This is a genomic window from Bacillus sp. GM2 (genome assembly GCF_056155945.1).
Genome location: NZ_JBRKSZ010000007.1, coordinates 1,425,149 through 1,448,643, shown reverse-complemented (window position 1 = coordinate 1,448,643; position 23,495 = coordinate 1,425,149). Strand labels below are relative to the sequence as shown.

Genomic DNA, 23,495 nt, shown 5'->3' with positions numbered 1-23,495 from the left:
TCAGAATTTAGTCACAGAATATACAAAAATTCCCCTCCTCTAGAACGAGGAAGGGAACTCAGGCGGATGCCTTAGAAATTCATAGCATCTTTAGCCATTAATTTTTCGAATTCTTCTTCAGTTACGATATCTTCTTTATTCGGTTTATGCTCAAACTTTACGTCACCATCGATATTTTTGTACGTCGTTGATGCCGTGATGCCTAAAGATTGAGGGGCTTTTTTGCTGTCAACAGACAAAGAGATATCCGCATTTTCAGTCAGAAGATTTTCTTTGTCATCGATTGTTGATGTCACATCAAACTTTTTGAATGTGACGTCTTTCAGTCCGTCTTTGATCTTGTTCAGCTCGCTCTTCGGAACAGCTTCTCCGCTCGCTTTTCCGGCGATTTCGATGAACTTGACGACCGCAGCTTTAATTTCTTTGTCACTAAAGCTGAAAGCGACTTTTTGAGCAGCACCCTGCTCTTTTTCTTTATCCGTCAGATCCGCTTTTTCAAACTTATCTGCAGGCAGATTGTCCGCAGCTTCTTTGATGGATTCCATCAATTGTTTTTGAAGTTCATCCGTGTCTTGAGATGAAGTTTTGTCATCTTCAAGCGGGAATTCAAGGTACTTGCCTTTGACGCTGTCAAAATTCATGCCGGCTGTTCCAAGGAACAAGCCGAAGCTGTCGAGAACGCTGTCAATTTTGATGTAGCCGACTTGTTTCTTTTCGTCCATATAAACCGGAATATCGAAATCAAGCGACATGTTTTGGACTTTCAGCTTCGCTTTAATTACAGCCTCAGACTGTTTCGTTTCAGCATTCGTTTTTCCGCTGATCGTTAATGTTGCATCGTTCAGCATATCAGCAACTTGCTTATCTTCCGCTCCAAGGTTGGATGCGTCAACTTTCAAGCCGATATCACTTGAAAATTCGTATGATTTCGCAGAAATCAGCTTTTTATAAGCCGCTGCGTAAGATCCTTTTGGATCAGCCTGCTGACATGCAGCTAATACAAGAACAAAAGCTGACATCAGCATCAATAGAGAAAAAATTCTTTTCTTCAAAATCGTACGCTCCTTTTGTCATGATTTTTCTGGGGTTAGGAGGATCCATTGTCTCGTATCCTAGGTAAATATACCAGAAGTCATATGAATTCTATCACAAAAAAATCGTAGAATGTGAAATTTTTGTTTAAAATTACATTAAAATTTAATTCTAGCAACCCATTTGCAAATTGCCGTTCTTTTTACTATAATCGAAAACTGTATGTTTTAATGGAAAGGAGTAAGTTTTATGATAACGGATGAAGAAATGCAAAAAGACAGCTCCGGCTTGCAGAAGGAATTGAACGAATTGCAATTTCAACTGTTTCGGATGCGTGAAAATATGAAGGATATCTCCAAAGATTCGCGAGTGCTCGGTATTGATCAATCGAAAGACGATGAATGGATGATTGTCCATTCGATTGATGATGGCCGGACATGCAAGATCATGTTAAGCGATTGCCAGTCGCCGTACCGCGGAAGATGTGATTTTTCTCTTGTCGCTTCCTACAAAGAAGAAAAACGCGCGATCCATATCGGGGATATTAAAGGGCCGGCAGGCTACGGTTATGGGTCCATCTGCATGAAGTATTTAAAAGAAAAAGCCCGCGAGCACAACATACCGGTCATCACGGGGGACATTGCTGAAAGGGATTGGGACCATGTGGATCGGCTGGTTCATTTTTATGAAAAGCATCATTTTGAAGTAACGATTGACCCCGGTTCAAAATCCGGTGAAATTCAGTGGCAGGATCTTTAAAAGTATGGTGAAATAGATAGAAACAATGAAAGGTGTGCCCGTTCATGTTTCCAGAAAAACTACAGCCCGGTGACGAAATCAGGGTGATTGCCCCATCGAGAAGCCTGTCACTTCTCAACACCGATAAGATCGAAAAAGCGAGAACAGTTTTAAACAATCTCGGATTTCGAATTTCTTTTTCCGCACATGCTAATGAAATTGATGAATGTTCTTCCTCCAGCATTCAATCGAGAGTAAGCGATCTCCATGATGCCTTTTCTGATCAACGCGTCAAAGGAATACTCACTGTGCTCGGCGGGTATAACAGCAATCAGCTGTTATCACATTTAAATTATGAACTCATAAAGGCCAACCCAAAAGTGTTCTGCGGCTTTTCAGATATTACCGCCCTTTCAGCGGCGATCTATGCAAAAACCGGGCTTGTCACCTATTCGGGACCTCATTTTTCAAGCTTTTCAATGGGGTATGGACTAAACTACATGAAGGATTACTTTTTGAAGTGCTGTTGCGCAAGCGGTGTCTACGATGTTGAACCATCATCGATGTGGTGTGAAGAAATCGAAACTGAAGAATGTCCCAAACAAAACAGCGGCCCTGTTGTGATCAACGAAGGCTCAGCAGACGGCAAGATCATAGGAGGGAATTTGTGCACATTGAACCTATTGCAAGGTACGGAATTTTTCCCTGACATCAAGAACGCCGTATTGTTTCTTGAGGATGATTGGGAATCGCCGGCAGCGTTTTTTGACCGCGATCTGCAGTCATTGCTTCATCTGCCCGATTTTTCCGGTGTCAAAGCTGTTCTCATTGGCCGTTTTCAGACAGCATCAGCCGTATCGCTTGAGCGCCTCCAACAAATTGTGCAAACAAAAAAAGAGCTTTCTCAAATACCCGTTATCGCGAATTTAGATTTCGGCCATACAAGCCCTTTCTTTACATTTCCGATTGGCGGATGGTGCCGCATCGACGCACAGAAAGAACATGTATCACTTTGTATCTCAAAACATTAAGGCAGAGGATGAACACATCCTCTGCCTTTTTTTATTTGGCAAGACCCCAAGGCGAAAATAACAGATAAATGCAGGCCATCAGACAAATCACAAGAATAGAAGCAAGTTTGGCATGCTTCCATGGCCGCAAATCAACCTTAGCATTTTTCTCAAGCTTGAATTCCGACGGCCTTGGCTTCAATTTTCCGATGAAAAGCATCAAGAGGACGGAAAACGGAAACAAAACGGCCAATATATAGAGAAAATGAATATGGACAAAATAAATTTTTGAGATGGTATACAAAACAATGTGTGCGAATATCGCCCATTTCACGGCAAGCGCCGGCACTTTTTTCGTAAAGAATCCAACGACGACGGCCGCCAATACAGGGACATTGAAAAATCCGAACATTTCCTGCAAATAATTGTAAAGGCCAGACGGCGCAAACAGAATAAAAGGCGCGATGATAATCGATACCGCGGCAAGGATCACCACAAAGATCCTTCCCGTTTTCACAAGCTCTTCTTCTTTTGCCTCAGGCTTGAAGAGCGGTTTGTACAAATCCAATGTAAACAACGTGATCGTGCTGTTCAGCGAACCGTTAAACGAGCTGAGAATCGCTCCGAATAAAATCGCGGCAAAGACACCGATAAGCGCAGTCGGCAGCAAATCAACGATCAGCTTAGGGTAAACGGTGTCAGCATTTTGAATATGACCTCCGTAAAGATGATAAGCAATAACCCCGGGAAGAACGAGATAAAACACACCGATCGTCTTAAATACACCGGCCAGCAATGCGCCTTTCTGCCCTTCAGCCAAATTTTTCGCCCCGAGCGCCCGCTGAACGATCGACTGATTAACAGCCCAATAAAATAAGTTGTTCACAAGCAGTCCCGTAAAAATCGTCGGCCACGGGACTTCTGCAGCGTTGTCGGCTGTAATGGCATTCAGCTTTTCCTTATGTACACTCGTCAGCTCTGTATAGCCGTTTAAGAGACTGCCGTCGCCGATTGCCATGATTCCGAGCACAAAAATGAACAGACCGCCAAGAATTAAACCGACGCCATAAATGGCATCAGCCGATGCCGCAGCTTTGAGCCCCCCGAAAAATATGTAGCAGCAGCTTGCGGCCCCGATCACAAGCGAGATGAAAAAAACAGTCGTAAACGTACTGATTCCAAGCGCGGAGGAAATATTAAACACTTGATCGAGAACGAGCGCTCCGGAGTACAAAACGGTTGGCAGAAACGAGGTCGCATATCCCAGAAGCAGGAGAATCGAGACGATTTGCCGCGTTCTTTGATCATAGCGTTTTTCAAGAAAGTCGGGTATCGTCGTGATTCCGGAACTGAGATACCTCGGTAAAAAGACGAATGCCAGCATAATGAGCGCAAGCGGTGCTGTAACCTCCCAAGCCATGGCACTCATCGTTCCCGAATAGCTTTGACCGTTTAACCCAACCATTTGTTCCGTTGACAAATTGGTTAAAAGCAGCGAACTTCCAATATAGAGAGCAGTGAGACTGCGCCCGCCGAGAAAATAACCGTCTGACGTCTTCAAATTAATATCTTTTGTCCTCAGATAAGAAAAAATAAAAATCCCTGCATTAATCAATAAAAATGTCATGATAATCCACAGCAATACTCCTGCATCTCCTTTTCTAAATCAGCTGATATGTACATATCTATTGAACTACCCATTTGCCAATCTAAAAAAACATCTAAATCGAAAAAAAGATGCAGAAAACAGAAAAAAGACACTGATCATCTCCATGGTCAGTGTCCATCAATGGTAAAACTTATTATTTTAAAACTTTTACTTTAACCGTTTTAACGCCCCAGTTTTTTGCCGCGGATTTGCTTGGAACAAATACGTCGATTTTGTTCCCTTTGATCGCACCGCCGGTGTCGGCAGCAGTCGCTTCTCCGTAGCCTTCAACATACACCTTGGATCCAAGCGGGATCACGTTTGGATCCACCGCAATAATCTTGGCATTTTTATTGGCGTTCAGATCAAAACCCGTAGCTGTCACGCCTGTCATTCCGCCGTCATTGGCAGTGTATGCCGTCGCGGTAACCGTCAGTTCTTTTGCAGCGCTTTGAGCGCTTTGAGAGCTTTGAGATTCGTTTGAACGGGAAGCCGTTTCTTTTTTCTGCTTAGGTGCAGGCGCAGCTTTCTCAACTTTCGCTTCTTTTTGTACGGCAGGCTTTGTTTCCGCAGGCTGCGCCGCAGCAGCTTGAACCGTCGCCTGTCCGTCAACAGTTATGGATGTATTCGGGTAAATGATATCTGATTTTATGTTGTTCCAATTTTTAAGGTCGTTCACGGAAACGCCGAATTGTTGGGCGATTTTCCAGAGAGTGTCTCCCTTTTTAATGGTATATTGTTTCTTTTCTTCTGTCTGTTTTTCAGAAACGTTCAGCTTTTGTCCTGGAATAATCAGGTCTGAGGAAAGCTGATTCCATTCTTTTAGGTCCTGTAGATTTACCCCTTGTTTTTGCGAGATTCCCCAAAGGGTGTCACCTTTTTGGACTGTTACTTCTTTTGCAGAGGCACTCGCTCCGAATGCAGTTGAAGATAATGCTGCAACTGCAACAAAGGACATAAACGTCTTCTTCATAAGTAAATCCTCCCTTGTTAGCTTTTTATTGTCCGGCTAACAGGAGCAATCGTAACATATGAAAATGTCAAATCAATAACAAAACAATTTGTTTTTGATTACAGTTATTTTACGAGAAGGATTTTCAGCCGTCCAAAAATCGGCATAAATTCAGGTGTATCAAGGGTTCCAATCTTTTTTTATCTGCAATAGGAAATTTACTAAAAAAACTTTTTACATATGATGTTTTTGGGTTTTTATACTTCTTTCTCGGTTTTATAGGCTTGAAGCTCCTGTAGAAATACAGCGCCGTATTTTACTCTTTTTTGTTCTCCCACTCCTTTGACTGACAAAAGTTCTTCGTCTGTCAGGGGAACTTTCCCGCTCATTTCCCGCAGTGTTTCGTCAGAGAATATGACAAAAGGAGGCACGCCTTGTTCCTGGGCCAGCTTTCTGCGCAGCGTTCTTAACCGTTCAAACAATTCGTCATCTTTAACAATTTGACTTGTCTGCATTTTTTCCTTGCGCATCACCGCTTCGCGGCCGAGCAAAACGTTTCGCCCCTTGTTGGCGACAAAGAGAACGGGATATGTTCCGTCGGACATCTGGATGTACTCATCTGCGATTAAAAACTCTATAAAATCGCTGATGTCGGCAATAGACCGGCTCTTTAAAATTCCGTAAGTCGATAATTGCTGGAAGCCGTTTTCGGTCACTTTCTTATTTTTCGAACCTGCCAGAACTTGCGCCACCATGGTTTTTCCGAACCTTTCTCCCATGCGGATGATGCAGGACAGTACCATCTGTGCTTCCTTCGTCACATCGGTGATGCTTCGGGTGTCGAGACAGCTGCTGCACCTGCCGCAGTCTTCAGTCGAAACTTCGCCAAAATAAGAAAGAATAAACCGTTCAAGACAGCCTTCAGTATGGCAAAAGTCAACCATTTGCCTCAGCTTTTTCACGTCTTGCGCCCGAATGTCTTCATCCTCTGTCGACTGTTCGATTAAAAACCGCTGAAGCCGGATGTCCTGAGGAGAAAATAGCAGGATACACTCGCTGTCAAGACCGTCGCGTCCGGCTCGTCCTGCTTCTTGATAATAGCTCTCCATGTTCTTTGGAATTTGAGCATGAATCACATAGCGGATATTGGATTTATCGATGCCCATTCCGAATGCTGAGGTCGCTGTCATCACGCTGATCTCGTCATTTAAAAAGAGATCCTGCTGCCGGTCCCTTTCTTCATCATTCATCCCGCCGTGATAGCATCCGGCCGCAATTCCTTTTTGAGACAGGCGGCTTGATATTCTTTCGGCTTCCTTTCTTGTCGCTGTATAAATAATTCCCGCCTCTGAGCGGTTTTTCTCCACATATGATTCGATAAAACGATCCTTGTTTTCGCCTTTTAAAATTTTAAACGTCAAATTATCCCGTGAAAAACCGGTGAAAACCGTGCTCTCTTTTTCGATCCCGAGCTGTGTGCAAATATCCTCATGAACCTCGGGCGTTGCGGTAGCCGTCAATGCCAATACGACCGGACGGGTGCCGAGGCTATTTAAAAAGCTTTCAATATGTCTGTAGCTCGGCCTGAAATCGTGGCCCCACTGTGAAATGCAATGAGCTTCATCTATCGCTGTCAGCGGGATATGAATGTGGGAAATCACGCGAATAAAATCGGGAGACGTCAGCCGCTCAGGTGTGACATAAAACAGCTTGTAGCCGCCTTCCTTTAAAACGGAAAGCCGCTCAGCGATTTCGCCATGGCCTAAAGAACTGTTCACGTACGCAGCTTGAATTCCAAGCTGATTTAAAGCATCCACCTGGTCCTTCATCAAGGAAATTAAAGGAGAGATCACAATGGTTGTCCCTTCCATAAGGAGCGCGGGAATTTGGTAGCAGATTGATTTCCCTCCGCCCGTCGGCATAATGCATGCTGTATCTCGTTTTTCAGAAACGACCGATTGAATGGCTTTCTTCTGGCCCGGACGCAGTGAAGGATAGCCATAATAGTGCTGCAATATAGCTTCAGCTTTCTCTAGCATATAAATGAAACCCTCTCTTATCATAAACTTCTTCCTGTCCACCATGATATCATATTTAAACCGGCAATCAGCCTCTCTCCGTAAAATCGTCTATTCGATAAAGAAAATTCATTTTTAGCTCAAATACAAAAAACCCCGGCGCTGATGTAAAGCGTCAGAGTATCAAATGAATAGTTTCGCCTTTCATTTAATCGCAGTCTGTTGTTCAGCTAATAATTGCAAACGCTTCGCTTCCTCCAAGCAAAGCGTTTTGTATGCCAGGGCTCCGGTAATGCTCGCTCCGTCCGATGCATTCCGGCGCAGAGCGGAAAGCTCTGACAGCACAGATGCCGCGTCGTCTTGTATAATTCCGCGGTCATGCAGCATTTGAATCAATTCATCGCCTTCAAGGCGGATCGCATTTTGATCAAATGTCGAGGCTGTTTCCCGCAGAACATTGTGAACATCAGACCAAGCGCTTTCGATCATGTTTTCCCCTGCCGGCACCGACCGTACAGATGTCAGTCCCGATAACCTTTTTTCCCGTACGGAGACGAGCTCCTGAAGCCTTTTGTCAAACTCCAATTCAAAGTCCTTGTATTTCAGTTTGATCAATTCCTTCATCCGTTCAGACAAAGGTTCCTTTAACAGCAAAACGCAAATCATCAAAGCAGCTGGCCATGCCAATGATTGAACCGTCGCAGAAACAAATTCAAGCCAATCCATAAAATCAGCCTCCGTTTCAAAAGGAAAGTTGTTTTGTGAAAGACCAGGTGGTAATGTTGAATCGAAAGGAAAATTTTGTGCATAAAGGGTGTGGTTTACCATGTGGATCATCATCATATTGATGATCATATTGATCGGATTTGCAGGAAACATTGTCGCCATGTTGCGAACGATTGTCAAGCAGAATGATAGAATCATCAGCCTCTTTGAGAATGAAATCAACAAAAAACATTAGACAAATGCTCAGGAATTGAAGAATCGCGGAAGATACAAAACAGCCCCTCTCCTTATTCGAAGACAAACAAGGAACCGATCAGTGGCCGTATTGAGAGACGGCTTCTTTTTTATGGTGTTTAAGATGCCGCTGGGATCGGTTTACAACTATATTAAATTGAATATTCAGATTAGTAAATATGAGTAAAGTCCTCACCTCTCTAACCGATACACATGTTAAGGAGGTGGTTATGTTGGATATTGCTGTTTTATCAATGGCCATGAGTCAGGCCGCTCTTTATCAAAACGTGCAAATGTCGCTGACAAAGACGGCTTTGGACACCGCCGAACAAAGCGCACAGCAGCTTGTTGACATGGTGCAGGCGCCACATCCCGTTTCAGGGCATCATATTGACCTGAAAGGTTAAGGCAGAAACATACATTCAGCAGGCTGCGAAGTCTGCCGGATGTATGTTTTCCCGAAGAATTTTTTCAAAAAACCGCTGCAACCTCTTTATTTTTTCAGTTTTTTGTACTATAATATTGTTCTGTGTCCCAGTAGCTCAGGTGGATAGAGCAACAGCCTCCTAAGCTGTGTGTCGGGAGTTCGAATCTCTCCTGGGACGTTTTAAATGTAAAGAGGCAAACCCTTGGTACGTAAGGGTTTGCCTCTTTTTTTGTTTGAGGTTTTCATCAGGGTGATCACGCATCTTTGACCGTTTTGGTGGCGGATTTTTTTAAGGCCAAACTCTGCTTAGAAAAAGTATTAAATCACCGTTTAAAAATATCATTCCCAAGACTTTCGTTTCCTTTCATTTTTTTAAAGAATTTTTATACACATCATCTTTACTTATTTTCATGTTTTTTCAATGTGTGTTTAATAAATTTGTGGTCATTTTGGTGGTCACTTTTAACCATGTGGTCAAAAGCAGCTGCACTGCCAGAGTAGATGATGCCTTCTGAACAAGTCTTTTCGTCATTACTGAAGACGTGGATCGTCTTGTCAAATTCTATGAAAAAGTCATGGGTGTTTCGGCTGAACACCATGCGCCTGTATTTGCCGAACTTGTTGTACCATCGTGTACTCTTGCGATCGGCCACTCGCAGACGGTACCACTGTTCGGCGCTGGTTCTGCAGTGGCGGCCAACAATCACTCCGTCATTATTGAGTTTCGCGTCTTTAATATCGATGCCGAATACGAGCGCTTGAAACCGTTTGTAGACGATTGGGTAAAGGAACCGACCACGATGCCATGGGGGAACCGTGCTATGTTATTCCGTGATCCCGACGGAAACCTAATTAACCTCTTCGAGCCGGTAACCGAGGAGGCTATCAAACGGTTCAGCCGAAGGGGTTGAGAGAAAAGTTTGAATGAGGCCTCAATTCTGGGTACTTTAACAGTATGTAAAATATATGGAATTTCAGCAAACGTACCTATAATTTGTCTGACGATAACATCTTTCATCGTTAGACAAACCACTAAGAAGTTTTGAACAACAAGGGCCCCGCTTATTAGCAGGGCCGCTCTTCGCTTTATCACCTATAACCACTCTAAAACAACTTGCTTTCCCAAAATCTTGCCAATTGTTACTTTAAAACAAAGTCTGGTCAAAAACATCTTACAAATCCACACTTACGTTAAATTAAATGAACCCATTTGATCAAAACGAGTGATTCTCTTATGATTAGTATACATTTTTTTTTAAAAGTTTGTTCATTGTTAAGGCTTATTCTACAAACGCACCCTTTAATGGAAGAACGAGAGATTTTGAAAAAGTGAAATGGTTATTATTAGTGTTGATAAAGTTCCTGCCGACACTAAAGTTATCATTTTTCGCCTGTTTATCATTTTTGTAGGTTTAACAACTTCTCGGGACACAGCAATCCATATAACGACAGAAAATATAGCTATGATGGTTACAACAGATGTTGACATACTTGATTCCTCCCTTGATTTACATGATATCTAAATTTTAACCTATCTTATTCTACAAAATGGTCTTTTAATAGAATAACTTTATTATCACTTAACAGCTCCAAAAAAAACATCCGCAGCCTCACTGCCATTGACCTCGGTCATCCGCTTTCTTAAATTCTTCTTTATCCTTACCCAAATTTAAACCTCCCGCTTCGCCATGTTTTCATTAATTATAACACAATGGAATTTCCTGCTACTATTTGCGGCGAATGCGGCCACCTTGTCGTTTATAGGTGTCCTTCCTGACTCCCATGATCTCTTCCCAATCCCGTCTCGTTAATGTTCATCTTCCTTCGTTGAGGAGCTTAATACTTTTTAAGCTGCTGCTTCGTGTCAGCTGATAAAACAAAACATATCTCATCTTCATGTTTCATTCTCCTTACCGAATAAACACCACCTTGCGCTTTCGCTTTTTTGAATTAAAAATGACTTCCTGTGCAAACGGGATCTCACCGCTTGTGTTCCCCGTGACTATCGCGCGTAATACTGCATAGTCTCCAGGCGCTCCTCCTGTGATGCTGACGAATCATCATACGATTTACATCCGGGTTCACACTTAATAATGGAAAGGTGCGTCTCCCATTCTGGCCATTAAAAAAGCGGCCACTAATCAGCGGCACAACATCCGTGTGCAAAAGATCAGTGTCCGCAGGCTCTCCTTCTTGGACTCGATATTCACGTTCGTTTTTCTTGTCGCTATCGTATGACAAAGTGGAATAGAAAAAGACCCCCATTTTATCCCCCTTTTGTCGGATTTTTCTCGGTTTTGAACATAAAAAAGCACCCAAACAATATTGGGTGCTAAAAAAACGATTCTTCTTCCTCTTTAAGAGGTCTGAGTCCATTGATTAATTCTGTGAAGTTCTAACAAACATAAATCAACGCTTTTTCTGGATTTGTATAAGCCTCTTCATGATCCCAAAAAACGATTTTAGGTGCAGACGAATCCCTATAATCAAAACTATAAAAATTCCCTCCTGGATCATTAGCAAACGGTATTACATTTTCGATCTTTGATAGAGTCATAAACTTCTAGTATTCCTATATACTTATCGCTTTCAAATTTAAGAAGAAAATTAAAAGATTCTTTAAAACTGCCAATTTCAACAACATTTTTATCTAAAGATATACACCCCTGATATTTCTTAACAACTTCTTTATAGTCGGATAGAATTGCTACCTTCATTTTATTTTCTATTTCTTTTATTTCCTTGTTTGAAAACTCTTTATACTTTGAGGGACTAATATTTCTTGAATCATTATCTATTTCTCTTTCTTTTTATGAATCTCCCCCATATTTTTTGACGCCTGTATGTCCTGTTTTTGCATGGATTTCAGAATCAACAAGTTCCATTCGCCCTAGGAATTTGACGATGATGCCAAGTATACTTCTTGGATGTTAACCCCGCTTCTAATATTAAAACTTCCTTATCGGTCAATCCCAAGTCTTTCTGTATTGACTCTTTTCGTCGTAGTCCCTGGTTGGTTCAGTTGTACCTAATTGAAAATGTGATGTATCATCCAGATGCAAGACAAAAAAAGAGTAAAGTTGAAAAAATATGTATTTTTTCTTGAAATTGTAATTTCTTGTGGTACAATTGACTCGCACAAATAAAAAACAAAGGGGTGAAATTTGGCTTAATATTATGTGCGCTATTTCTTTTGTCTAAAAACAGAGTCCCAAAACCAATAAATTAAAGCCAAAAGAAAACTAAAAAGGTATAGTTTATACGAGACAAAAATAGTCAAACCGTAATTAGTCAATAAGGCTAAAATTCCACAAACGACAAGAGAGACTATAAAGTAAGTTAGCAAATACCATCCATGATATTTTTTTGGTTTGCGATTTAGAAAGATTTGTATTGGTGTAGCAAAGATTAAATAAGCAACAAACATAAACAAACTTATCGCTCTAAAAGACAAAAAACCAAACCCTTCTAAGAACATCAACGTGTAGACAATTGCCGCTGATACAACGGAAAAGACAACTGTACATAAGTAACTAATAATCCCACCAAAAACGCGCATTAGTCAAACTCCTTTTCTCTTGTAATCAATTTTTTTTTCAAAGATCGGAGGAATTCCCATGAGAAAGCTTTTTGTTTTACCTTTCCTGCTAATTCTGTTTCTTTGTTTATGTTCAATACCTAAAGGTTATGCGAAAGAGATCCCTGATATTGAAACAAAAGTAAAAAATGGACATGTTACATTAAAGGTAAACGAAAAAGGAGACGAATACAAGTTTTTCAAAAATGGCACACCAGTTTACGAAGGTGATTCTAATGAATACAGTGATGATGTGTCAACGATTGGAGATAAATATAAAATAGGAATCTTTCAAAAAGATAAGTTAAAGAAAGTGGTCACTCTAAACGTCACCAATGATTTAGGAGAAAAAGCTTTAAATTCATCTGAAGAATCATATGCCGAAGATTTAATGGCTTATCAAATTCAAAATGGCCACTTAAATGTTATAGCTGATCCTGAAAGCGTGCAGCTTTCATGGGATGAACTCCCTGACAAAGACGGAGTATATGAGGTTTATAGAGACGATCAAAAAATAGGTGAAACAACAAATCGAGAGTTTACAGACTACCATGCGAAATCAGGTGAAAAATACAACTACTCTATCCATGTTAGTTTGGATCCGCCTGAAGCGAAGAAAAAAGAGATCGAGAAAAAGATGAAAGAATCGGGTTCAAATCTTTCAGAAGAAGAAAAATCTAAAATCATGAGTGTCGAAGGTTCCCTCTCTGCAGTCGTAGATATGCCGGGAAACAAAGAATCATACTTAGAATCAAAAGATTCAGTATTAGCTGATTTAACGACTGACGAAAACTTTTCGATACAAGGAAAGCTACCAAAGGATAATATGAAGGGATGGGATTATAAAACTTTCATACCTTACAAAACGGTTGCAGATCCTAAACCAGAAATTTCGAAAACATATTTAAAGGGGGATAATAGAGGTTTTTCAGATACATCAAGTAAATTCAGAACACAGGCGATGGTTAATACACAATTCCATTCGCCGACAAGCATAACCCTGTATAAAGATGTCAGTCAATCTGTAAGATGTAGCGACCCGAACTGCAAAAAAGTCATCGAAAGAAAAACCGCCAGTAGCTCTGGAATAAAGCTGCATATCACTAGCAAAAAAAGCGATTACCTCCATTGGACTGTAACTCATGCAGTTGGAATACCATTCGGAAGCTATTATCCAAAGATTGACTACAGTTATAATGTAATGCTGACGAAGAGTATGGCATCCATTTCGGGCAAACATGACAAGGCTCCGAACCATGAATTTTATTTAAGTGCTCCATCCGCTGCAAAGTCAACAACAATCTATAGATATGCGGTTAAATCAAAGGATGACTTTTGGAATTTGTGGTTCTTCGTTCCTAAAAAGTCTTGGAAAACTGAACTCTTTTAGATTGTTATAATACATCCCCCTTCTGTTTCGGGTAAGGAATCCCAAACTAAATAGAAGGGGGTTTTCAAATATAAGAGTTTTTAAATGCGCATGGAGGTCCGCTTACTCTGGCTATTTGGTCTTTAATGCATGTGTTCAAATGACTTCACCTGAAGTTCAAACACTTCGAACAGAAATATCCATATCCCTTTTTCTTAACACAGTTGGAAGCGAAATTTCAGCTTCTTTCCCTTATTAACGAACATATCACAGCCGGTGACCGATTCGCTAAAGCCATCTGCTGCGGCGAGCCCGAATAGACCTACCTGGAATGTTTCCGGTGTTGTCTAGGTAGCTAAGACTTTGCCAATGATTGTGAAGTCATATAAGCTATATACGCCTTTAATTCCTTTGCACTCTTGATAACCGGAATGTATCCGGCCGAGTCGATTACTGCTGCATCAATCCGATGACCTTCAAGTTTCTCTCCTGTAACGGGATTAACACCCTCAGTGGCTTTCTTGTAATCATAATATCCGGTGATGTTTCCTGCAAATGTGCTGCCTGCATCCAACACTTTTTCATACCACTCCGCTCGCAAGATCTTCCTGTTTTTTGAGTGAGCTCTTATTGCTTCGATTTCATATTGATTAGCCGGCTGCCTGCAAACTTACTTCTTCCTCGTATTTGATCATTTTTAACCGGTCCATTAGATCTTTTCACCAAAAACCCGAGCTGGCAACAGCCGGCTCGGGCGGGTGGTCAATCCCTCTTATTCATCCCCCTTTTCTCTCGGGGTTCCTGATGATGTTTTTGGTGCTCCGGAGGCTGAGTCGTGCGTTCCAGCTCCTTTGTATCTTGTCCCATTCCTTTTAAAAAGGAGAATAGCAGTGTAACTGCTTTGTTGATTTCCGGGTCTTTGAGCGAGCGGATGATATCAAAATAACCTGTTTTCTCTTCGCTGTCCTTCTGTTCCACCGCGTTTGCCACCCCCGCATTCACTTTCAAAATGAGAGGTTCCAGCTGTTTTACATCCAGCATGCCAAGCGTTCCGAACAGAAGAAGCAGATTTTTCAGTGTATTGGCCGTTTCCTCTGTATCTGCCTTTTTCACTAAGATGTCAAGAACTTTATCTCCTTGGCCAAAAAGGCCGCGGAGCAATGGCAAAACACCGCGCTCGTTCATGTGGGCAATCATATGCAGCGTTTCAAGAATGGCTTCCTTATTTTCGACTAATGCATCTTCTATTTCTTTCATATCACGCTTTCTCTGTTCCTCTTCGGTTATCTCGATTTTCTGAATTCGTTTAATCGCTTTAGCCATTATGCCCAATCCCCCTTTTCACAGCGTCACCAGGGAAAATATAATCCTTCCGCGCCCATTTCTTTTGTACCTGCACACCGATTTGCGGCTGCGGATTGCCATTGCGGTGATTGATCTTAGGCAGCGGATTGGTTCCGTCGTGCTTCAAAATTTCCATCTTGGCTGAGGTTTCTTTGTATGCTGGCGTATCGGTATCCTTATCGGCATGGCTGCCTGTTAACAGGTTGATCGCTGCTTCCCCTGAATCGTTCATTGGCAGATATACTTCCTTCCCTTTGACACGATCAGTGATCAAGCACTTCACTTTGACATTTCCGAAAGGCGATGTGAGTCTGACAAGAGTTCCGTCCTGAATCCCTCTTTCTGCCGCAAGTTCAGGAGAAATTTCTAAGAACACTTCCGGTGTTTTCTTCGAAATGCCTTTTGATTTGTAGGTCAGGTTCCCTTCGTGGAAATGCTCCAAGAGCCGCCCATTGTTGACATGGATATCATATTCCTCACCGAACTCTTCAGGCTCTGTCCACTGAACAGGATAAAGAATGGCTTTGCCATCCGGGAAAGGGAAGCGCTCGGTAAAGAGTAAAGGTGAATCCTTTCCATCAGCGCTTACAGGCCATTGCAGGGAGTTGTAGCCTTCAAGGCGCTCATAGGTGACGCCGGCATAAATCGGCGACAGCATGGCTGCTTCCTCCATAATGTCTCCAGGGTGCTCATAGTGCCAGTTAGCACCGAGCTTATTGGCAACCTCCATAATAATCTGCCAGTCAGGCTTTGATTCGCCAAGCGGTTCAAACACCTGATATAGCCGCTGAACCCGGCGTTCTGTGTTTGTAAAGGTGCCCTCTTTTTCAAGGCTCGGACTCGCAGGAAGAACCACATCAGCAAACTCGGCTGTACGTGAAAAGAAAATATCCTGCACCACAAAGAAATCAAGCTTTTCATATGCGGCGTGTACATGATTGATATTGGAATCGACCAGACCCATTTCTTCACCTTTTACATACATCGCTTTCAGCTGGCCAGAATGGATTTTTTCGATCATTTCGTGGTTGGTCATGCCAGGCTCCTTCGGCAGCGGCACTCCCCACGCCTGCTCGTATTTTTGGCGGACTTGTTCATCCGTCACTTTTTCATAGCCCGGCAGTCTGTCAGGCATGCTTCCGAAGTCACTTGCTCCCTGTACGTTGTTATGGCCGCGCAATGGGTAAGAACCCGCTCCCGGTTTTCCATAGTTTCCTGTCACAAGCAGCAGATTAGAAATTGCCGTGCTCGTGTCGCTTCCGCCAATATGCTGTGTCACGCCCATCGCCCACAATGCGCACACACTGGCAGCCTGACCAATCATCTCTGCGATTTGGATGAGGGTTTCTTGATCAATTCCGGTTTTCTCCTCGGCATATTCAAGTGTGTAAGGCGCCAGGCTTTTCACATATTCATCCCGGCCGTTTACTCTCTCCCGCAAGAAGCGTTCATCGGCCTTGCCGTTTTCAATTAAATATTTGGCGATGGCATTCAGCCAGACGATATCCGAGCCGGCACGCGGCTGGACAAATAAATCAGAGCGCTCTGCCATTTCGTGTTTTCTGATATCCGCTACGATCACTTTCTGCCCTCTCAGCTTATGAGCCCGTTTAATGCGAGTGGACAAGACCGGATGCGACTCAGACGTGTTCGAACCGATAATCAACACAAGGTCCGCTTCCGCGATATCTGTAATCGACCCTGAGTCACCGCCATAGCCGACTGTCCGGAACAGGCCGGCAGTCGCAGGAGATTGGCAATAGCGCGAACAGTTGTCGACATTATTTGTGCCGATGATCCCTCTCGCCAGCTTTTGCATGAGGTAGGATTCTTCGTTTGTACATTTAGAAGATGTAATAAAGGCAAGCGAATCCGGGCCAAACTCCTCTTTTAAATCCGTGAACTTGCTGGCGATCAGCGATAACGCCTCCTCCCATTCCGCTTCACGGAAATGGTCGCCATCGCGGATCAGCGGCTTTGTCAGGCGTTCCTCGCTGTTGACGAAATCCCAGCCGAACTTTCCTTTTACACAAGTAGAAATGCCGTTGGCCGGTGCTTCTTCCTGCGGCTCGACTTTCAGAATGTCTCTGCCCTTTGTCCAGACATCAAAGCTGCAGCCGACGCCGCAATAGGTGCAGACGGTTTTCGTTTTCTTGATTCGTTCATCACGCATGGCGGATTCCATATCAGAAATGGCGAGAATCGAGCCGTAACCAGTTTCTACGCCTTTTGTGATCTCGATCATCGGACGCAGCGTTTCGTCATCGATTCCTGTTAAATATCCGGCTTCCCCCTCCATTCCTTTTTCCATCATCGCATTACATGGACAGACGGTAGAACAGTGTCCGCATGATACACAAGATGACTCATTGATCGGCACATCATTATCCCAAATGACGCGCGGGCGTTTCCGCTCCCAGTCAATGGTCAGTGTTTCAGTTACCTGAACGTCCTGACACGCTTCGACACAGCGTCCGCACAAAATACATTGATCCGGATCATACCGGTAAAACGGATGAGATTCATCCTTATGGTAAGGCTTCTGATCAAACGGGATGCTTTGGTGATTGACTTTCATTTCTTTCACCGTATTATGTATTTCACATCCCCCATTGTTGTAATCGCAAACTGTACAATAAAGCTCATGATTATATAAAATCTTGTCCATCCCGATAACCTGCGCTTTTTTCACATCAGACGAAAGCGTATCAATGACGTCGCCATCCTTTAATTCAGCGGAGCACGACCTCTTCAGCTCGCCATTGATGCTGACGATGCACGTATCGCATGTTTCAATCGGCCCTAAGCTAGGATGATAGCAAACTTGCGGCACTTCAATCGAGCTGTTATTCAAAAGCTGCAGCACCGTCTGTTCCTCGGACGCTTCCATTTCAACGCCGTTTATTGTGATTTTTTTCTGTTCAGCCATCTCCATTCCCCTTTCTTGCTTGTGTATATACCGAATTACCCATTTCTCTTCCCTTGCAAGGGATCAATAAAACATACAAAGCGCACTCACATGTTTTATTGCGTCATCACCGGAAAACGAGAGGATAGATAAAAAAGGAGGGGCGGCATGAAAAAAACAATGTCTGTTCTAACCGCGGCAGCAGCACTGACAGGCTCTCTTTTCGGTTTTGGGGCGGCGCCCTTTTCAACACCGGCAAACGCTGTAACTCAAACATTCCGCTCTCTGAAAACACAAACCAATCAGCAGCCGCGTGTTCCGATAAAATCATTGACACCCATTTGATACTTCCTCTGATTTTTTCTACAAATGTGCTGCCGGCATTCAGCACTTTTTCATTACCACTGCCAGCTCGCAAAATCTTCCTGTTTTTGGTGAGCTTTTTGGCTAAACCCCGTTTGGGACGGCTTATTTTAAAAGGAAATTATCAAAAAGGCAGAAATGACGTTTGCTCTTGCTTAAAAGCGCTTGTCTTATGATTCCGGCTCAAGTATCAAAGGAATCATGCCCGGAAATCCTGAGAAGAGGTTTCAGGACTGCGTATCACAAGAGCTGGTGTGAAGGAAATTGAAACCTAACATTATTTAATTCGTATCTATAGTAATTTGAACATTATAGGGAGTGTTAAATTGAAGATTGCACTATGGATTATTGCAGGTATAATAATTTCTCTTGGTTTAGTAATAGCAATCGGTATTCTTATGTTTCGGAGGGAAATAAAAAAGTTAAATCCAGAGTATATTGTACAGTTTGTTAAAGCAAAATCAGGAAGCGGGAATGTCTCATTATCCATAAAGTACAATGATGAGAATTGGGTTGATGTTAACGTAAACGAGCAACTTCCACTGGCAAGTACTGTAAAAATCATCTTAGCCATCGAATATGCACAACAAGCAGCAACAGGAAAAATCGATCCGCAAAAAGAAGTAAGATTAAATGAATTAGAGAATTTCTATATTCCAAAAACAGACGGCGGTGCGCATGAGGCTTGGATTATTCAATTAAAAAAAGACAAAGAGATAGATCGTGTTCCATTATGTGAGGTAGTCAACGGGATGATTGCTTACAGTTCTAATGCAAATACTGAATACTTAATTGAGGTGCTGGGGCTTCAAAACATCAATCATGTTCCAAAGAGCTTAGATATGTTAAAGCATGAGCCTATGTATCCCATTGTAAGTGCACTCTATATACCTGCCCAACTGATGAATGAAAAGAACTTATCGAAAAAAGAAGTCCTAGAAGTAATGAAAAACATGGATATGCATGAATACCGTAATAAAGCGGTTGAAATTCATAATAGATGGCTGAGCCAACCACTAACTGATCAAGAAAAAAAACAATTAAGAAAAACTTTGGACAAGGATTTTCAAAAAATTTGGTCCGACCGTTTGCCCCGATCAACGACTAGAGATTATGTATCTATTATGAAAAAGCTAAACAGCAAAGTATATTTTAGTGCAAATGTATATCAATATCTTGATCCGGTAATGGAACAAATAATGAGAAATCCAAACAATTGTGAATGGCTTGTTCATGCGGGACAAAAGGGAGGATCTACTGCGTTTATTCTTACAATTGCAATGTATGCGACAGATAAAGATGGAAACCAGACAGATATTGCATTTTTTGCAAATGATTTAACTCCATTCGAGAATGCAAAACTTTCTCGAAATATGAATGATTTCCTGCTGAAATTTTTAAAAGACTCTAAATTCCGCACCCATATCAAAAAAGAATTATCTATTTTAGATTTGCCTGGTTCACTTTCATGACTATCCCCCATCGGAATACCACGCTCGCGGTCTTTGCTTGTATTTGGCCTAAATATAATTTCAATTCTTGGTTTCTCGAAATCAATAATCATATCTCCTGTGACTCGTCTGGCGTCGATTCTGTTTCTTTTTCAATAAGTCTCGATCGGGTTCAATTTGTCATTAAGCAATTTCTCAATCTTTTTTAACTCGTATTCCTCTCATTGGCTCTGCCAGACGAGAGCTGCATGAGCCGTTTTAATTTGATTTAAGTTAGACACAGAAATCTTACGACCGCCTTTTTCTACTGGTGTTTGGTGCTTTGCTTCAAAAAAGAAGTTTTTCAGCAAATTAAAAAGCCCTTTTTCTTCATTGGCAGAAGAAAAAAGGCTTCTCTTTTTTTCGTTGGTTCAGCGGTCGCGGCCATTGAATCCCGGTTATGTCACCTTTTTTGATAGCTCATCCCAGGCTTATGCGACGAGAACTCATGCTTCTTTTTTGACCTTGAAATCGGCCGGCGCAACCTAGGATTCCACTGCTTCACCGACGATGTTGCTTGTCGATCTGCCGTTTTCATGCAGAATATCTGTTACATGTGAAGGATCACTACACTTCAGTGCAGTTGATGACTTCTGTTGGCAGAGTTGGACGCCAACTTGCCAACAGGTTTCCATAAATGTATATGGCGAGGACGAAACATCTCCTCTGAATTAATTAAGAAATTTTAGGCAGATCACTGTCTTCCTAAACTTCCATCTAAAACCTCATTCATAAAGAAGGTTAAAATTAACACTTATTCAGTTTTCAATTTCCTTCTTTCTGTCAATTGCAATTTTATACAATAATGTACAAGAGTTTGTTCGTCATGTTCATTCATCTTGATAAATTCAACTGTCATGAACTGTTTGTTTGTTCTGGGGTCAATGTAAGTGCGTTTGACTTGAGCATGGACGTCAATCACATCTTCATCATGCTCATTTGGCAGATGGATACTTAGATTTAAATCATCTTCTGGTTCGTGTTTTTGCGTCTCGTCAATGATTAACGCAGCGCCTCCAGCACTGATATTTGCTGTATATGTTTTAAACATTGAGCCAGATCCATATGGGCGAACAGTGACGGGAATCGTTGTATTGACTCTAAAAAATTGCCGTCTTTGAACTTTTGTCATTTGAACTTCTTCAGGTAAATACATATTTAATACAGGTATATCCTGATAGATTTCTCGGCCTTGTATTACACTAGTGAATTTATATGGGACTTGTTGCTCACTTATAAAGTGAACCATGGCCATTGTATTTGTTGGAATAATAACGGTTCTCCCCGTTTCTTCATCCACAGGATAATGCACTCTTAAAACATTGCCTTCAATAGATAACACTTTGCTTTTCGCAAGGACATATTCTTGAATTTCGTTTTCAAATTCTATTGTTATAATATTTCCTAAAGATAACAATGGACATCACTCTTTCAATTCTACTTAATCATTATATCGGTACTATGACACATAATTTTAAAAAAGAAAAGAAGAAGGCATTGAAGAAATTGAAAGACTTATAATTTCCACGGGACCTTACCGCCTTGTGATGACGATCACGCGCAAAACTGCATAGACTCCAGCCACGTCTCAGTAACCCTGACGATCTTCATCATCATTCGATTATGGAAAGGTGTGTCTCTCATTCTATGCCACTTTTTTCAGATTAAATATAAAAAACCTTGAAAGGCAATAGCCAATCAAGGTAATTCTTTAAAGTTAATCAATTTTCAAGTCAATTTAGGCATGAATATAATAGTCTGGTTCTTCATCCATTTTCTTCAAAAATTCTTCGAGTGATGCCGCAATTTTCTTTTCAAAATAGTATACTGGACAAATCCCGTTCTCTTCTTCCTGATCTAAATCTAGAGTAAGATTTGTCCCCTCACCAACTTCAAAAAACACTAACATGTTCTCTGGGTATAACTCCCTAATGCTTGGATCTATAAAATCATCCTCATCATTAGGAAATTTTTTCTAATCTCTCTTCTGCCTCAATAACATCATCTTCTAGCCGATATATAACATGTTTTTTGTTTTTGACTTTGGTAAATTCGTCTGATTGTTGTTTTAATTGTTCCAACGTTTGATCAATGGCTTTGGGCAACACCTGAACATCAAGAGTCTTCATGGCATTCTCCTCTATTTTGTTTTCATCGAAGAAGCCAGCTGTTTGTCGGTGTCCTTCATTGCTTCGACTGCTGATTCCGTTTGGGCGGCTTGTTTTGAGAAGGCGGAGGCATAGGAAGAAGCGATCTTATTAATCGTCTGATTCAATTCCTCTATCTTCATCGTCGCATCAAGCTGATTCTGGCCCTTGATATCTGTCGGAACCGATGCTTTCATTGAATGGCTGGAATGCTTCAAATTAGAAAGCGCTTGTTTGACTTCCCCGGTATTTACTTTTATTTCTTGACCCATTTTTCATTTACTCCTTGTTTCGCGCTTCTCGCTTCGCGTTCTCAATCTTTTTCTCTAAAGAACGAACTTCCTGGCTGAGCGAGTGAATATCCTCTTGTAAAGATTTGATTCGTTCATCGATTTTGCTTAAAACATCAGAAAGCTGTTTTCCGCTGATGTCATTGTAGGCAGTCTTCATCAGGCCTCGAATACGGTCAAAGGAGTCAGCAAGACTGCCTTGCCATGTATGAGACGACAACTGTGGTTCGGTGATCGTCTTTTTGGAATCAGAGAACTCCGTTTTGTCTTTTTCTAGCTCTTTGCGGCAAGCTTTCAGCTCTGCCAAAAATTCTTTCTTCATCGATAAATCAACTTTCATGATATCTAAAGCCAGCGTTTCTCCAAGTATTGAACCTATCATATGCAACACCTCGCTTCCCGAAAAATGCATGACAAAAGTAATAACCAACTAAGAGTTTACCACTATACGGAAAGGAATTGGTGAATAAATCCTTTCAATCCAACAAAATGTATCTTTAAGACCAGGCCAATAAACCTATTCTTTAATCGAGAGTTTCAAGCGCATAAAAAATGCTGCTAATGAAACGGCTGCAAAAAGATCATTCAAAACTTATTTCTAAGCTAAACAACAACATCATGACTGGGAGCGCTTGTGATGTTTCTTGAAGCTGGCATACTGCTTCATTTATGTGATCCGTTAGCTTTTCTGCTGCTCGGGTTAAATATTTTTCAGCAAATCAAGAAATACTGATGAATAAGGTGGTGTTTATTTGGATTTCCCAATCATTCATACAAACTTTTGGGATGCTGTTATAGCAGTGCCAATTATTATGATCGTCACACAGATCATTAAAGTTTTTCTCAAGGTTCCCAAAAAGTATGTCCCATCAATTGCGCTCGCATTAGGCTTAATCATATCTGTTTGCATAAGCCATCGACACAGCCTCATAGCTGGAGTATTTATGGGCGGATTCTATGGTTACGCAGCTATTGGTTCATATGCATCATTGAAAACAACCATTTCATCATATAGAAACAAAAAAACATAAACAGGCGTGAAAATATATATTCCAGAGTTGAATTCGCTTTTTTTCCGCTTTTATCCCCCAGAGGAGGCGTCCAATGCAAGTTCACATGTCCTTAAATACATAAGCCTTAATCATCGAATGGGAAGTTATCTTGTTTGATGTCTGCCATTGAAAGGATCGGCGTCGTTCCTGCACGCCCGGCTTTACTTTAT

The 23,495-nt window shown here is 41.7% G+C and carries 23 protein-coding genes, 1 tRNA gene and 1 pseudogene; 10 read left to right on the top strand and 15 right to left on the bottom strand.

Annotated features, from left to right (window positions below; translation table 11 throughout):
• Positions 1-71: 71 nt before the first annotated feature.
• The gene (locus tag ACVC9U_RS08385; protein ID WP_075754279.1) at positions 72-1,052 is read right to left on the bottom strand and encodes a hypothetical protein; all 981 of its coding nucleotides are present in this window, start codon (positions 1,050-1,052) and stop codon (positions 72-74) included.
• A 229-nt stretch (positions 1,053-1,281) separates the two neighbouring features.
• Between ACVC9U_RS08385 and ACVC9U_RS08380 the strand changes: the two genes are divergently transcribed.
• Both ACVC9U_RS08380 and ACVC9U_RS08375 read left to right on the top strand, forming a co-directional pair.
• Positions 1,282-1,791: a GNAT family protein gene (locus ACVC9U_RS08380; protein WP_075754277.1), complete on the top strand. Its 510-nt coding sequence runs from the start codon at positions 1,282-1,284 to the stop codon at positions 1,789-1,791.
• A 44-nt stretch (positions 1,792-1,835) separates the two neighbouring features.
• A complete protein-coding gene (locus ACVC9U_RS08375) occupies positions 1,836-2,801 on the top strand; it encodes a S66 family peptidase (protein ID WP_075754275.1) in 966 nt (321 codons plus the stop codon).
• Positions 2,802-2,832: 31 nt separating this feature from the next.
• On the opposite strand, the gene ACVC9U_RS08370 is transcribed toward ACVC9U_RS08375, so the two are convergent.
• The 4 genes from ACVC9U_RS08370 to ACVC9U_RS08355 form a co-directional block, all read right to left on the bottom strand.
• Positions 2,833-4,422 (bottom strand): solute:sodium symporter family transporter, encoded by a 1,590-nt coding sequence (locus ACVC9U_RS08370; RefSeq protein ID WP_075754273.1) that lies wholly within the window; start codon positions 4,420-4,422, stop codon positions 2,833-2,835.
• A 160-nt stretch (positions 4,423-4,582) separates the two neighbouring features.
• Positions 4,583-5,401 carry a 3D domain-containing protein gene (locus ACVC9U_RS08365; protein WP_075754271.1) on the bottom strand — a complete coding sequence of 273 codons (819 nt, stop codon included), beginning with the start codon at positions 5,399-5,401 and terminating at the stop codon, positions 4,583-4,585.
• Positions 5,402-5,637: 236 nt separating this feature from the next.
• Positions 5,638-7,419, bottom strand: a complete 1,782-nt coding sequence (gene recQ / locus ACVC9U_RS08360; protein WP_145654026.1) for a DNA helicase RecQ — start codon at positions 7,417-7,419, stop codon at positions 5,638-5,640.
• 183 nt (positions 7,420-7,602) lie between these two features.
• Entirely contained in the window at positions 7,603-8,124 is a 522-nt protein-coding gene (locus tag ACVC9U_RS08355; protein WP_075754269.1) for a hypothetical protein, read from the bottom strand.
• Between the two features lie 100 nt (positions 8,125-8,224).
• Between ACVC9U_RS08355 and ACVC9U_RS08350 the strand changes: the two genes are divergently transcribed.
• From ACVC9U_RS08350 to ACVC9U_RS08335, 4 genes are all read left to right on the top strand, one after another.
• Positions 8,225-8,359, top strand: coding sequence for a hypothetical protein (locus tag ACVC9U_RS08350; RefSeq protein ID WP_023855695.1), 135 nt, complete (start codon positions 8,225-8,227; stop codon positions 8,357-8,359).
• Between the two features lie 229 nt (positions 8,360-8,588).
• The gene (locus tag ACVC9U_RS08345; RefSeq protein WP_003182594.1) at positions 8,589-8,765 is read left to right on the top strand and encodes a YjfB family protein; all 177 of its coding nucleotides are present in this window, start codon (positions 8,589-8,591) and stop codon (positions 8,763-8,765) included.
• A 124-nt stretch (positions 8,766-8,889) separates the two neighbouring features.
• Positions 8,890-8,963, top strand: a tRNA-Arg gene (locus ACVC9U_RS08340).
• A gap of 352 nt (positions 8,964-9,315) precedes the next feature.
• Entirely contained in the window at positions 9,316-9,696 is a 381-nt protein-coding gene (locus tag ACVC9U_RS08335) for a VOC family protein (RefSeq protein WP_075754267.1), read from the top strand.
• A gap of 1,484 nt (positions 9,697-11,180) precedes the next feature.
• Here the strand turns inward: ACVC9U_RS08335 and ACVC9U_RS08330 are convergent.
• Together ACVC9U_RS08330 and ACVC9U_RS08325 are read right to left on the bottom strand one after the other, a co-directional pair.
• Positions 11,181-11,342, bottom strand: a complete 162-nt coding sequence (locus ACVC9U_RS08330; RefSeq protein ID WP_081379931.1) for an SMI1/KNR4 family protein — start codon at positions 11,340-11,342, stop codon at positions 11,181-11,183.
• A 627-nt stretch (positions 11,343-11,969) separates the two neighbouring features.
• Positions 11,970-12,344 carry a UPF0715 family protein gene (locus ACVC9U_RS08325; protein ID WP_075754261.1) on the bottom strand — a complete coding sequence of 125 codons (375 nt, stop codon included), beginning with the start codon at positions 12,342-12,344 and terminating at the stop codon, positions 11,970-11,972.
• 58 nt (positions 12,345-12,402) lie between these two features.
• Here ACVC9U_RS08325 and ACVC9U_RS08320 point away from each other — a divergent pair, with 58 nt between their 5' ends.
• Positions 12,403-13,752 carry a hypothetical protein gene (locus tag ACVC9U_RS08320; protein ID WP_441390551.1) on the top strand — a complete coding sequence of 450 codons (1,350 nt, stop codon included), beginning with the start codon at positions 12,403-12,405 and terminating at the stop codon, positions 13,750-13,752.
• 334 nt (positions 13,753-14,086) lie between these two features.
• On the opposite strand, the gene ACVC9U_RS08315 is transcribed toward ACVC9U_RS08320, so the two are convergent.
• From ACVC9U_RS08315 to fdhF, 3 genes are all read right to left on the bottom strand, one after another.
• Positions 14,087-14,332 carry a pre-toxin TG domain-containing protein gene (locus ACVC9U_RS08315; RefSeq protein ID WP_075754257.1) on the bottom strand — a complete coding sequence of 82 codons (246 nt, stop codon included), beginning with the start codon at positions 14,330-14,332 and terminating at the stop codon, positions 14,087-14,089.
• A gap of 161 nt (positions 14,333-14,493) precedes the next feature.
• Positions 14,494-15,054, bottom strand: a complete 561-nt coding sequence (locus tag ACVC9U_RS08310; protein WP_075754255.1) for a helical membrane plugin domain-containing protein — start codon at positions 15,052-15,054, stop codon at positions 14,494-14,496.
• Complete coding sequence (fdhF, locus tag ACVC9U_RS08305) at positions 15,047-18,004, bottom strand: formate dehydrogenase subunit alpha (RefSeq protein WP_441390549.1); 2,958 nt, start codon at positions 18,002-18,004, stop codon at positions 15,047-15,049. The genes ACVC9U_RS08310 and fdhF overlap by 8 nt, the downstream gene beginning before the upstream one ends.
• 147 nt (positions 18,005-18,151) lie before the next feature.
• Here fdhF and ACVC9U_RS08300 point away from each other — a divergent pair.
• Both ACVC9U_RS08300 and ACVC9U_RS08295 read left to right on the top strand, forming a co-directional pair.
• Positions 18,152-18,294, top strand: a pseudogene (locus tag ACVC9U_RS08300) (YjgB family protein); the annotation flags it as partial.
• Between the two features lie 378 nt (positions 18,295-18,672).
• Entirely contained in the window at positions 18,673-19,818 is a 1,146-nt protein-coding gene (locus tag ACVC9U_RS08295) for a serine hydrolase (RefSeq protein WP_075754251.1), read from the top strand.
• Positions 19,819-20,590: 772 nt separating this feature from the next.
• Here the strand turns inward: ACVC9U_RS08295 and ACVC9U_RS08290 are convergent.
• The 5 genes from ACVC9U_RS08290 to ACVC9U_RS08270 all read right to left on the bottom strand — a co-directional run bounded on the left by ACVC9U_RS08290 (position 20,591) and on the right by ACVC9U_RS08270 (position 22,703).
• Positions 20,591-21,253: a flagellar brake protein gene (locus ACVC9U_RS08290; protein ID WP_075754249.1), complete on the bottom strand. Its 663-nt coding sequence runs from the start codon at positions 21,251-21,253 to the stop codon at positions 20,591-20,593.
• A gap of 321 nt (positions 21,254-21,574) precedes the next feature.
• A complete protein-coding gene (locus ACVC9U_RS08285) occupies positions 21,575-21,745 on the bottom strand; it encodes a hypothetical protein (protein ID WP_237562604.1) in 171 nt (56 codons plus the stop codon).
• A 52-nt stretch (positions 21,746-21,797) separates the two neighbouring features.
• Positions 21,798-21,965: a hypothetical protein gene (locus ACVC9U_RS08280; RefSeq protein ID WP_167564583.1), complete on the bottom strand. Its 168-nt coding sequence runs from the start codon at positions 21,963-21,965 to the stop codon at positions 21,798-21,800.
• A gap of 11 nt (positions 21,966-21,976) precedes the next feature.
• Positions 21,977-22,255 carry a YwqI/YxiC family protein gene (locus ACVC9U_RS08275; RefSeq protein WP_075754247.1) on the bottom strand — a complete coding sequence of 93 codons (279 nt, stop codon included), beginning with the start codon at positions 22,253-22,255 and terminating at the stop codon, positions 21,977-21,979.
• 7 nt (positions 22,256-22,262) lie between these two features.
• On the bottom strand, positions 22,263-22,703 hold the full coding sequence (locus ACVC9U_RS08270; protein ID WP_081379928.1) for a YwqH-like family protein: 441 nt from the start codon (positions 22,701-22,703) through the stop codon (positions 22,263-22,265).
• A 322-nt stretch (positions 22,704-23,025) separates the two neighbouring features.
• Here ACVC9U_RS08270 and ACVC9U_RS08265 point away from each other — a divergent pair, with 322 nt between their 5' ends.
• Positions 23,026-23,304 (top strand): hypothetical protein, encoded by a 279-nt coding sequence (locus tag ACVC9U_RS08265; RefSeq protein WP_075754245.1) that lies wholly within the window; start codon positions 23,026-23,028, stop codon positions 23,302-23,304.
• Positions 23,305-23,495: the final 191 nt, after the last annotated feature.

Coding starts and splice junctions, on each gene's coding strand:
- ACVC9U_RS08380 (WP_075754277.1), top strand. CDS start 1,282: ATGATAACGGATGAAGAAATGCAAAAAGACAGCTCCGGCTTGCAGAAG.
- ACVC9U_RS08375 (WP_075754275.1), top strand. CDS start 1,836: ATGTTTCCAGAAAAACTACAGCCCGGTGACGAAATCAGGGTGATTGCC.
- ACVC9U_RS08365 (WP_075754271.1), bottom strand. CDS start 5,401: ATGAAGAAGACGTTTATGTCCTTTGTTGCAGTTGCAGCATTATCTTCA.
- recQ (WP_145654026.1), bottom strand. CDS start 7,419: ATGCTAGAGAAAGCTGAAGCTATATTGCAGCACTATTATGGCTATCCT.
- ACVC9U_RS08355 (WP_075754269.1), bottom strand. CDS start 8,124: ATGGATTGGCTTGAATTTGTTTCTGCGACGGTTCAATCATTGGCATGG.
- ACVC9U_RS08350 (WP_023855695.1), top strand. CDS start 8,225: ATGTGGATCATCATCATATTGATGATCATATTGATCGGATTTGCAGGA.
- ACVC9U_RS08345 (WP_003182594.1), top strand. CDS start 8,589: ATGTTGGATATTGCTGTTTTATCAATGGCCATGAGTCAGGCCGCTCTT.
- ACVC9U_RS08330 (WP_081379931.1), bottom strand. CDS start 11,342: ATGACTCTATCAAAGATCGAAAATGTAATACCGTTTGCTAATGATCCA.
- ACVC9U_RS08325 (WP_075754261.1), bottom strand. CDS start 12,344: ATGCGCGTTTTTGGTGGGATTATTAGTTACTTATGTACAGTTGTCTTT.
- ACVC9U_RS08320 (WP_441390551.1), top strand. CDS start 12,403: ATGAGAAAGCTTTTTGTTTTACCTTTCCTGCTAATTCTGTTTCTTTGT.
- ACVC9U_RS08310 (WP_075754255.1), bottom strand. CDS start 15,054: ATGGCTAAAGCGATTAAACGAATTCAGAAAATCGAGATAACCGAAGAG.
- fdhF (WP_441390549.1), bottom strand. CDS start 18,004: ATGGCTGAACAGAAAAAAATCACAATAAACGGCGTTGAAATGGAAGCG.
- ACVC9U_RS08285 (WP_237562604.1), bottom strand. CDS start 21,745: ATGTTAGTGTTTTTTGAAGTTGGTGAGGGGACAAATCTTACTCTAGAT.
- ACVC9U_RS08280 (WP_167564583.1), bottom strand. CDS start 21,965: ATGAAGACTCTTGATGTTCAGGTGTTGCCCAAAGCCATTGATCAAACG.
- ACVC9U_RS08275 (WP_075754247.1), bottom strand. CDS start 22,255: ATGGGTCAAGAAATAAAAGTAAATACCGGGGAAGTCAAACAAGCGCTT.